This is a genomic window from Micromonospora sp. BL1 (assembly GCF_003667485.1).
In the GTDB taxonomy this organism is placed as follows: Bacteria; Actinomycetota; Actinomycetes; order Mycobacteriales; family Micromonosporaceae; genus Micromonospora; species Micromonospora tulbaghiae.
Genome location: NZ_RCVK01000342.1, coordinates 1 through 9,815, shown reverse-complemented (window position 1 = coordinate 9,815; position 9,815 = coordinate 1). Strand labels below are relative to the sequence as shown.

The following is a 9,815-nucleotide window of genomic DNA, read 5'->3' as shown; positions in this document are numbered from 1 at the left end:
AAAGTGTTGCCAAAGGAATCCCAACCAGCCAGACAACAGCCTGACCAGTCCGGGGTATAAAACAATTGGCACTGGCTTTACAAGCACCCTGTTGAGTTCTCAAAGAACAACCACACACCAACCAGAAGCCCCACACCGTGGAACCCCGCTTGGGGTATTTCGTTCAGCTGCCCGCCGCTCTCGCAGCGGGCACTTTTACTACGTTACCCGGTGGTTTCTGCCGTGTCAAACCGGTGTTTCCCGGTTCGTCGTGCATCACCCTTTTACCGGGCACCCCGATTCAACCGGCTTCCGCCGGTCGTTCCGAGGAATTCGGCAGGACGGCCGCCCGCAGTTTCCCACTGGCTCGCCCGTTTCCCTACCGGCCGACAACCTTACCCGGTCGGTTCCGCCTCGCCAAATCCGCCTCCCGGCGAATCCGGGGCACCACCCGGTTCTCAGGTCCTGCGCTCCGGCCTTCCAGGTCTTTCGCCCTGTTTCGTCCGTTCCGCGCTGGCAGAGAGAAAGTTACGCGCCCAGCGGAGTGATCGTCAAATCCACTGGGCGCGTCCCGCGTCACACAGTCGACGGGCGACTATCCGCGCAGCTCGACGCCGGCGAACGAGCGCTTCCCCCGGCGCAGCACGAGGTACCGGCCGTGCAGCAGGTCGTCCGCCGAGACGGTGGCGTCCACCTCGGAGATCCGGGTGTTGTTGACGTACGCGCCGCCCTCGGCGATCACCCGCCGGGCCTCCTTCATGCTCGGCACCAGGCCCGACTCCTTGAGCAGGCCGGCCACGTCCGGCAGCTCGTCGAGGTGCACCAGGCCGGCCTCGGTCAGCGCGGCGCGCAGCGTCTCCGGGGACAGCTCGTCGAGCGAGCCGCGGCCGAACAGCGCCTGGCTCGCGGCCACCGCCTGGGCCATCTCCCGCTCGCCGTGCACGAGCGTGGTCAGCTCCTCGGCGAGCGCCCGCTGGGCCAGGCGCGCCTGCGGCCGCTCCGCGGTGGCCTTCTCCAGCTCCTCCAGCTCCTCGCGGGAGCGGAAGCTGAAGTACCGCAGGTAGCGGCTGACGTCCCGGTCGTCGGCGTTGACCCAGAACTGGTAGAAGGCGTACGGGCTGGTCATCTGCGGGTCGAGCCAGACCGCGCCGCCCTCGGTCTTGCCGAACTTCGTGCCGTCGGACTTGGTGACCAGCGGCGTGGTGAACGCCTCCACCGGCCCGGCGCCGCGCCGCCGGACGTAGTCCACGCCGGCAGTGATGTTCCCCCACTGGTCGGAGCCGCCGTACTGGAGCTGGCAGCCGTGCCGGCGGTGCAGCTCGAAGAAGTCGTTCGCCTGCAGCAGTTGGTAGCTGAACTCGGTGAAGCTGATGCCCGTCTCCAGCCGCGCCCTGACCACCTCGCGCGCGAGCATCTTGTTCACCGGGAAGTGCTTGCCGACGTCCCGGAGGAACTCCACCACCGACATCTCGCCGGTCCAGTCCAGGTTGTTGACCAGTTGGGCCGCGTTCTCCCCGGTGTACGTGACGAACGGCGAGAGCTGCTCGCGGATGCGCTCCACCCAGCCGGCGACCACCTCGGGCGAGTTGAGCGTGCGCTCGGCGCTCTCCTTCGGGTCGCCGATCTGGCCGGTGGCGCCGCCGACCAGCAGCAGCGGACGGTGCCCGGCGAGCTGGAGCCGGCGCGCGGTGAGGACCTGCATGAGGTGGCCGGCGTGCAGGCTCGGGGCGGTCGGGTCGAAGCCCACGTAGAACGTGGCCGGTCCGGCGTCGAGCAGCTCGCGCAGGTCGTCGAGGCCGGTCGAGTCCTGGATCAGGCCCCGCCACAGCAGGTCTTCGGTCAGGGAGTCCCGCCCCTGCGGGAGGTTGCTGTCGGTCACGGTCACCGATTCTCCCCCATTCCCGGGCCCGGCCCGTACCGGGTTTGCCGACGTGGCGGCGACTAGGCTGGCGGCGCCCGTCGAACGCGAGGAGGAACCGCGGTGGACATGCCGAACCTGACCGGTGGCTTCGTGGCCCTGCTGGGCCTGACGTTCGACGAGGTCAGCGGGGACCGGGTGGTGATCCGCTGGAAGGTGCGCCCGGAGCTGCACCAGCCGTACGGGATCCAGCACGGCGGCGTCTACTGCTCGGTGGTGGAGACGGCGGCGAGCATCGGCGGCGCGCTCTGGCTGGGCGACAAGGGCAACGTCGTCGGGGTGTCGAACCAGACCGACTTCCTGCGCGCGGTGCGTGACGGGGAGCTGACCGCTGTCGGCACGCCGGTGCACCGGGGCCGCAGCCAGCAGCTCTGGCTCGTGGAGATCACCGACGCCGACGGCCGGCTGGTGGCCCGCGGTCAGGTGCGGCTGCAGAACCTCACCGCCGCCTGACGCATTCGCCCGAAACCGGGCGCTGACGGCGATATCGTCGCCTCGGTGTGGACGTCCGCGCCCGGCCCGACGTGAGGAAGCTGTTCGCCGCCACGCTCGGCGTGCTGTCGGCCGTCGGCGGCTTCGTCGACATCGGTGACCTGGTGGCGGCCAGTCAGGCCGGCGCGCTGTTCGGCATGGCCCACACCTGGGTGCTGCTGGTCGGGGTGGTCGGCATCTGCGCGTACGCGGAAATGGCCGGCCGGATCGCGGCGGTGAGCGGACGGGCGGTGTTCGACCTGGTCCGGGAGCGGCTCGGGCCGCGGGTGGCGCTGCTCAACCTGGTCGCGTCGTGGCTGGTCACTGTCGTCACGCTCGCCGCGGAGCTGGGCGGAGTGGCGCTGGCGCTGCAACTGGCGACCCGGCTGAGCCACCTGTTCTGGGTGCCGCTCGCCGCGCTGGCCGTCTGGCTGGTGCTGTGGCGGCTGCGGTTCGAGCTGATGGAGCGGATCTTCGGCCTGGCGGGGCTGTCGCTGCTGGTGTTCGCGGTGGCGCTGGTGGCGCTGCCGACGGACTGGCCGGAACTCGGGCAGGGCGTGTGGCAGGTCAGCTCGGCCGGACACGGCTGGCCGCTGTACTGGTTCGTAGCGGTGGCGCTGTTCGCCTCGACTGTGAGCCCGTACGAGGTGTTCTTCTTCTCCTCCGGCGGCGTCGAGGAGCGGTGGAGCGCGGCGGACCTGGCGCGGGCCCGCTCGAACGTGCTGATCGGCTTCCCGGTGGGCGGGTTCCTGGCGTTGTCGCTGATCGCCGTCGCGACGGTGGCCTACCACCCGTCCGGGGCATCGTTGAGCACGCTGGACGAGGTGGCGCGGCCGGTGGCGACCGCGCTCGGTGGCGCCGGACTGGCCGCCGCGGTGCTGGCGTTCTTCGCGGTGACGTTCGGCGCGGCGCTGGAGACCGGGCTGTCGGCGGCGTACGCGGCGGCGCAGTACTTCGGGTGGCAGTGGGGCAAACGGGTCCGTCCCCGTGAGGCGGCCCGGTTCCACAGCGTGCTGCTCGTCGGTCTGCTGCTCGGTGTGGTGATGCTGATGACGACTGTGGACCCGGTGCGGCTGACCGAGTACATGCTGGTGCTGAGCGCGGTGGTGCTGCCACTGACCTACCTGCCGATCCTGGTGGTCGCCAACGACCGCGGGTATCTCGGCGACCGGGTCAACGGGCGGTGGATGAACCTGCTCGGCGCGGTGTTCCTGCTGCTCATCGTGGCGGCCTCGGTGGCGGCGATCCCACTGGCGATCATGACGGGGATGGGGCGATGAGGGTTCAGCTCGCCAAGCGGCTGCTCGACCGGCAGATCGTCGACGTGGACGGGCGGCTGGTCGGGCGCGTCGACGACATCGCGTTCGCGGTCGACGACGAGGGCTTCCCGTACGTGGACGCCCTGCTCACCGGGCAGGGCGCGCTCGGCGAGCGGATCGGCGGGCGGATCGGGCGGTTGCTGGTGGCGGTGGCGGACCGGTTCACCGACGACCCGCCGGTGCCGCCGTTGCGCGTACCGCTGGCCGAGGTCGCCCGCGTGGACAGCGCGGTGCGGCTGCGCTGTCCGGCGGCGGACCTGCCGCCGTCACCGGTGGAGGCGTGGCTACGCCGGCACCTGATCGAGCGCATCCCGGGGTCCGGCCGTGCGAGCGGGTGAGCTGCTCGGCCGCACCGCGTACGACCTGCACGGGCGGCGGCTGGGCCGGGTGGTGGACGTGGTGGTGCGCGGCGGGTGGCCGCCGGACCGGCTGCGGATCACCGATGTGATCGTCGCCGGGCACTGGTGGACCCGGGTGATCAGCCGGCTGATCGGCCCGGAGCTGCACCCGTCCGGGCCGTGGCTGCTGCGGATCATCGCCCGGCTGGTCGGGCGGAGCACCCGTCAGCTGCCCGCCGACGCGGTGCAGCTGCTCCCGCCGGTGCCCGGCTTCCCGTTCAGCCCGCCCGCCGGGCGCCGCTGAGCCGAGCCTCGCTGAGCCGAGCCCCGCTGAGCCGAGCGCCAGTGAAGCGCGCGCCGGGCGCCGGTCAGCGGCGGGCGTCGTCCAGTTCCGGCGTGTCGGCCGGGTCGGCGGCGTCGTCGGTGATGTCGCCGTCCGGGGAGCCGTCGTGGCGGCCGCGGCGGCGGACGTGCACCTCGGTGATGGCCCGCTGGTCGACGTCGGCCACCGCCAGCTCCCAGCCGTCCACGGTCACCTGCTCCCCCGCCACCGTCGGGATGTGCCCGAGGCAGATCAGCACCAGCCCGGCGACCGTGGTGTAGTCGCCGGCGGGCCGGTTCGGCAGCTCCACGCCGAGGTCGGTCAGGTCGTGCACCGGGAACGTGCCGGGCAGCACCAGCGTGCCGTCGGCCTCGGTGCGCACGGCGCGCAGGTCCCGGTCGGTCTCGTCGTAGATCTCGCCGACGATCTCCTCCAGGATGTCCTCCAGCGTCACGATCCCGTCGACCGCGCCGCGCTCGTCGACCACGAGCGCGATGTGCTGGCGTTCGGCCTTGAACTGGCGCAGCGCGTCGACCACCGGCAGGGAGTCGGGCAGCAGCATCGGCGGGCGGGCGATCTCGTCGACCGGCCGGTCGTCCGAGACGCCGACCAGGTCCCGCAGGTGGATCACGCCCACCGCCTCGTCCAGGCCGCCGTGGCGCACCACCGGCGCCCGGGAGTGGCCGGTCGCCGCGAGGACGAGCCGGGCGGCCTCCGCCGTGGTGCCGCTGTCGAGCGTGAAGACCTGCAACCGGGGTACGAGCACAGCCCGCAACTGCCGGTCGGCGATCTCCACCGCACCGGCGATGATCGTGCGCTGTTCCTTGGTGAAGCCGTGGTTGCCGGCCACGATGTCGCGCAGCTCGTCCGGGCCGATCTCGTCCGGCTCGGCCTTCGGGTCCAGGCCGAACAGGCGTACCACCAGGTCGGTGGTCGCGCCCAGCAGCCAGACGGCGGGCCGGGTGATGCTGGACAGCACGTCCAGCGGGCGGGCCACCAGCAGCGCCCACCGCTCGGCCGACTGCATGGCGATCCGCTTCGGGGCCAGCTCACCGAAGACGAGCGTGACGAACGTGAGCACCAGCGTGACAGCGACGATGGCGACCGTCTCGGCGGCGTTGCCGAAGACGCCCAGCAGCGGGACGAGCGGCTTGGCCAGGGACACCGCGGCGGCGGCGGAGGCGAGGAACCCGGCGAGTGTGATGCCGATCTGGATCGTGGCCAGGAACCGGTTCGGGTCCTTCGCGAGGCGGGCGAGGGTCCGTCCGCCGCGGCTGCTGCGCTCCAGCCGCTGCACCTGGCTGTCCCGCAGGGAGACCAGGGCCATCTCGCTGCCGGCGAACACCGCGTTGAGGATCACCAGCACACCGACCAGGGCAAGCTGGCTCCAGTAGCTCTGCACGACCGGTTATCTCCCTCGGCCCGATCCGGGTCGGCCGATGGCCGACTCGCCGGCCGGCAGATCCGGTCGGCGTGGCCCTCTGTTGCCCCGCGGGACCGCCGCCGAATCATGACCGGCCCCGGCGTGACCCGCCGGAGCCGGGGCTCAGGCCGGTACGGGCAGGTCGAGCACGTACGCGCCGCCCTCAGGGCGGAACCCGAGCCGGTGGTAGTAGGGGGCGATCATGCCGGGCGGGCTGACCACCCGGCGGAAACCCCGGTCGGTGAACAGGCGGCTGCGCCGGTAGACGAACTCCCCCGGCGTGAAGTCGCGGAACGGCGGGGTCACGTAGTCCAGGTCGATCTGGGCCACCCCGCCCGGTTCGGCGTGCGAGAGCATCACGCCGACCACCTCGTCGGCGCGTACCACGAGGAACGCCGAGCGGTCGGCGGCGGCCGGGTCCCAGTGGAAGCCCGGGTTGAACCGGGCGATGTCGGCGGCGTGCACCCGCAGCGTGTGGGCCAGGAACGCGTCGCCGGTGCCCACCTCGACCACCTGGTAGGTCTGCTCGTCGTGCCGGGTGGCGAGCAGCTTGCGCAGGTACCAGACGTTGATCACGGCGAGCACGACGTTCAGCCCGACCATCGGCCAGACCTGCACGGCGGTGTTGTAGCCGATCAGGATGAGGCAGCCGACCAGGTTGAGCGCGCGCAGCCGCAGGATCCGGGTCTGCAGCAGGGACCAGACCAGCAGCGCGGAGCCGGCCCAGCCGACGAGTTCCAGCCAGTTCACCCGGGGAGACTAGCGGTCTGCCTGGTCAGACCCCTCGGCGGGCAGCTCCAGCACGTACTCCTCGACCTCGGTGCCGCGCGCCGGGGCGTACCCCGAGTCCTCGCCGACCACGACGAAGCCGCACTTGCGCAGCACCGCGAGCGAGGCGGCGTTGTCCTTGGCGGCGCGGGCGTGCAGCGGCCGGTGCGGCACCTCCCGCAGCAGCGCGAGCAGCGCGGCGGTGGCGTGGCCGCGCCCCCAGTGCGCCGCGTCGATCCAGTAGCTGACCTCGGTCTGCTCGCCGACCGGGAACGCCGCCACCCGCCCGACCAGCCGGCCGTCGGCGATGACGGCGCGGTTCACGATCCGCTCGTCGGCGCGGATGCGCGCCCAGTGCGCGTCGAACGCGGCCCGGTCGGACGGATCCTTCGGGCCGAACGCGGCCATCCAGTTCGCCTGCGGATCCTGCTCGTGGGCGAAGAAGGCGGGCAGGTCGTCGTCGCGCACCGGACGGAGCAGCACCTCGTCTGTCACGGCCGGAACGATACGGGCACCCTCCGACACGGTCGGGACCTCCGGCCCGGTGTGTGTCCCGTCCGACCCTGCCGCGCCCCCGGCCGCCCCGGTTACCAAGGAGGTGGAACGACGCAGTCGAGGAGGCCGGACCATGTCGAAGTACGTCTACGACTTCATCGAGGGTGACCGCAGCCGGGCCGACCTGCTCGGCGGCAAGGGCGCGAACCTCGCCGAGATGACCCGGCTCGGGTTGCCGGTGCCACCCGGGTTCACCGTCACCACCGACGCGTGCCGGGCGTACCTGGCCACCGGCGCGCCGCCGGACGGCCTGTACGAGGAGATCAACGCGCACCTGCGGGAGGTGGAGGCGCGGCTGGACCGGTGGCTGGGCGACCCGCGTGACCCGCTGCTGCTGGCGGTGCGCTCCGGCGGCCGGTACTCGATGCCGGGGATGATGGAGACGATCCTCGACATCGGGCTCAACGACACCACGGTGGCCGGGCTGACCGCCCGCACCGGCGACGAGCGGTTCGCCTGGGACTCGTACCGGCGGCTGATCCAGATGTTCGGCCGGACCGTGCACGGCATCCCGGCCGAGGAGTTCGAGCACGAGCTGGCCGCGCTGCGGGCCACCGCCGGGCCGGACGGTCCGGGCGCCGGGCAGTTGCGCGACCTGGTCGAGACGTACAAGAAGATCTTCGCCCGGCACGTCGGGCACGACTTCCCGCAGGCCCCGCACGAGCAGCTGTTCCTGGCCGTGCGCGCGGTGTTCGAGTCCTGGCACTCGGAGCGGGCCCGGATCTACCGGCGGCAGGAGCGCATCCCGGACGACCTGGGCACCGCCGTCAACGTGATGGCGATGGTGTTCGGCAACCTCGGCCCGGACTCCGGCACCGGGGTGGCGTTCACCCGCGACCCGGCCACCGGCACCCCCGGCGTGTACGGCGACTACCTGACCGACGCGCAGGGCGAGGACGTGGTGGCGGGCATCCGCAACACGGTGCCGCTGACCGAGCTGGAGCGGCTGGACCCGGCGAGTTACCACCGGCTGCGGGAGATCATGGCGACGCTGGAGCGGCACTACCGCGACCTGTGCGACGTCGAGTTCACCATCGAGCGCGGCCGGCTGTGGATGCTCCAGACCCGGGTCGGCAAGCGCACCGCGGCGGCGGCGTTCGTGATCGCCGCGCAGCTGGCCGAGGAGGGCCTGATCACGGCCGACGAGGCACTGACCCGGGTCAGCGGGGCGCAGCTCGCCCAGCTCATGTTCCCGGCCTTCGACGCCGCCGGCGCGCCCGAGCCGCTCGCGGTCGGCGTCGGCGCCTCGCCCGGCGCCGCGGTCGGGCGGGTGGTGTTCGACTCGGCCGCCGCGGCGGCGGCCGACGGACCGGTGATCCTGGTCCGGCCGGAGACCAACCCGGACGACCTGGCCGGCATGATCGCCGCGGCCGGGGTGCTGACCTCGCGCGGCGGCAAGACCTCGCACGCCGCCGTGGTGGCCCGGGGCATGGGCCGGACCTGCGTGTGCGGGGCCGAGGCGCTGGCCATCGACGTCGAGCGCGGCGAGTTCACGGTGGGCGAGCACGTGGTGCGCGCCGGCGACGTGATCTCGATCGACGGCACCAGCGGGCGGATCTGGCTCGGCGAGGTGCCGGTGCAACCGTCCCCGGTGGCCCGCTACCTGACCGGTGAGCTGCGGCCCGAGGCCGACCCGCTGGTCGCCGCCGTGCACCGGCTGCTCGGGCACGCCGACGCGGTGCGCACGCTCGGCGTCCACGCCAACGCGGACACCCCGGACGACGCCCGCCGCGCCCGCGAACTCGGTGCCGCCGGGATCGGGCTGTGCCGCACCGAGCACATGTTCCTCGGGGAGCGCCGGGAACTGGTCGAGCGGCTGATCCTGGCCGAGAGCCCGGCCGAGGTGGGCGCTGTGCTGGACGAGCTGCTGCCGTTGCAGCGGGCCGACTTCCTCGGGCTGCTCACCGCGATGGACGGGCTGCCGGTCACCGTCCGGCTGCTCGACCCGCCGCTGCACGAGTTCCTGCCTCCGCTGGCCGAGCTGACCGCCCGGGTGGCGGGCGCGCAGGCGCGCGGCGAGGAACCGGGCCACGACGGCGTGCTGCTGGCGGCGGTGCGGCGGATGCACGAGACGAACCCGATGCTGGGGCTGCGGGGCGTACGGCTCGGGCTGGTGGTGCCGGGCCTGTTCGCGATGCAGGTGCGGGCGCTGGCCGAGGCGGCCGCGCAGCGGGTCCGGGCCGGCGGTGACCCGCGCCCGGAGATCATGGTGCCGCTGGTCGGTGACGTGCGGGAACTCGCCGCGGTGGCGGACGAGGCGCGGCGGGTGCTGGCCGAGGTGCCGGACGCACCGGAGATCCCGGTCGGCACCATGATCGAGACGCCCCGGGCGGCGCTGACCGCCGGGGACATCGCCGCCGAGGCGCGGTTCTTCTCCTTCGGCACCAACGACCTGACGCAGATGACCTGGGCATTCTCCCGGGACGACGTGGAAGGGGCGTTCTTCTCCACGTACCTGGAACGGGGGATCTTCCCGGTGTCGCCGTTCGAGAGCATCGACGCCACCGGGGTGGGCCGGCTGGTCCGGCTCGCCGTCGCCGAGGGGCGGGCGGCCCGGCCGGACCTGACCGTCGGGGTGTGCGGCGAGCACGGCGGCGACCCGGACTCGATCGGGTTCTTCGCCGCGGCCGGGCTCGACTACGTCTCCTGCTCGCCGTACCGGGTGCCGGTGGCGCGGCTGGCCGCCGGCCGCGCCGCGGTCGAGGCCCGCACCGAGAAGTCC

9 protein-coding genes are annotated in these 9,815 nt (G+C 72.7%); 5 read left to right on the top strand and 4 right to left on the bottom strand.

From position 1 onward, the window contains the following. Positions 1-574 precede the first annotated feature (574 nt). On the bottom strand, positions 575-1,858 hold the full coding sequence (tyrS, locus tag EAD96_RS25900; RefSeq protein ID WP_120573845.1) for a tyrosine--tRNA ligase: 1,284 nt from the start codon (positions 1,856-1,858) through the stop codon (positions 575-577). Between the two features lie 108 nt (positions 1,859-1,966). Here tyrS and EAD96_RS25895 point away from each other — a divergent pair, with 108 nt between their 5' ends. The 4 genes from EAD96_RS25895 to EAD96_RS25880 are packed head-to-tail and all read left to right on the top strand — an operon-like array spanning position 1,967 to position 4,329. After that, positions 1,967-2,350, top strand: coding sequence for a PaaI family thioesterase (locus tag EAD96_RS25895; RefSeq protein WP_175438812.1), 384 nt, complete (start codon positions 1,967-1,969; stop codon positions 2,348-2,350). A gap of 47 nt (positions 2,351-2,397) precedes the next feature. After that, entirely contained in the window at positions 2,398-3,648 is a 1,251-nt protein-coding gene (locus EAD96_RS25890; protein ID WP_233586176.1) for an NRAMP family divalent metal transporter, read from the top strand. Then, positions 3,645-4,025, top strand: coding sequence for a hypothetical protein (locus tag EAD96_RS25885; protein WP_120570460.1), 381 nt, complete (start codon positions 3,645-3,647; stop codon positions 4,023-4,025). The genes EAD96_RS25890 and EAD96_RS25885 overlap by 4 nt, the downstream gene beginning before the upstream one ends. Next, a complete protein-coding gene (locus EAD96_RS25880) occupies positions 4,012-4,329 on the top strand; it encodes a PRC-barrel domain containing protein (RefSeq protein WP_121686098.1) in 318 nt (105 codons plus the stop codon). The genes EAD96_RS25885 and EAD96_RS25880 overlap by 14 nt, the downstream gene beginning before the upstream one ends. Positions 4,330-4,393: 64 nt before the next feature. Here the strand turns inward: EAD96_RS25880 and EAD96_RS25870 are convergent, their stop codons facing one another. From EAD96_RS25870 to EAD96_RS25860, 3 genes are all read right to left on the bottom strand, one after another. Beyond that, entirely contained in the window at positions 4,394-5,749 is a 1,356-nt protein-coding gene (locus EAD96_RS25870; protein ID WP_121686097.1) for a hemolysin family protein, read from the bottom strand. Positions 5,750-5,893: 144 nt separating this feature from the next. Beyond that, positions 5,894-6,520, bottom strand: a complete 627-nt coding sequence (locus tag EAD96_RS25865) for a hypothetical protein (protein WP_120570462.1) — start codon at positions 6,518-6,520, stop codon at positions 5,894-5,896. A 9-nt stretch (positions 6,521-6,529) separates the two neighbouring features. Next, positions 6,530-7,033 (bottom strand): GNAT family N-acetyltransferase, encoded by a 504-nt coding sequence (locus EAD96_RS25860; protein WP_121686096.1) that lies wholly within the window; start codon positions 7,031-7,033, stop codon positions 6,530-6,532. A gap of 133 nt (positions 7,034-7,166) precedes the next feature. Here EAD96_RS25860 and ppdK point away from each other — a divergent pair. Beyond that, positions 7,167-9,815 (top strand): pyruvate, phosphate dikinase (gene ppdK, locus EAD96_RS25855; RefSeq protein ID WP_121686095.1); only part of this gene is annotated, 2,649 nt, incomplete at its 3' end.

Bases quoted from the DNA above. Each gene is read 5' to 3' on its own strand.
- EAD96_RS25895 (WP_175438812.1), top strand. From the start codon at position 1,967: ATGCCGAACCTGACCGGTGGCTTCGTGGCCCTGCTGGGCCTGACGTTC.
- EAD96_RS25885 (WP_120570460.1), top strand. From the start codon at position 3,645: ATGAGGGTTCAGCTCGCCAAGCGGCTGCTCGACCGGCAGATCGTCGAC.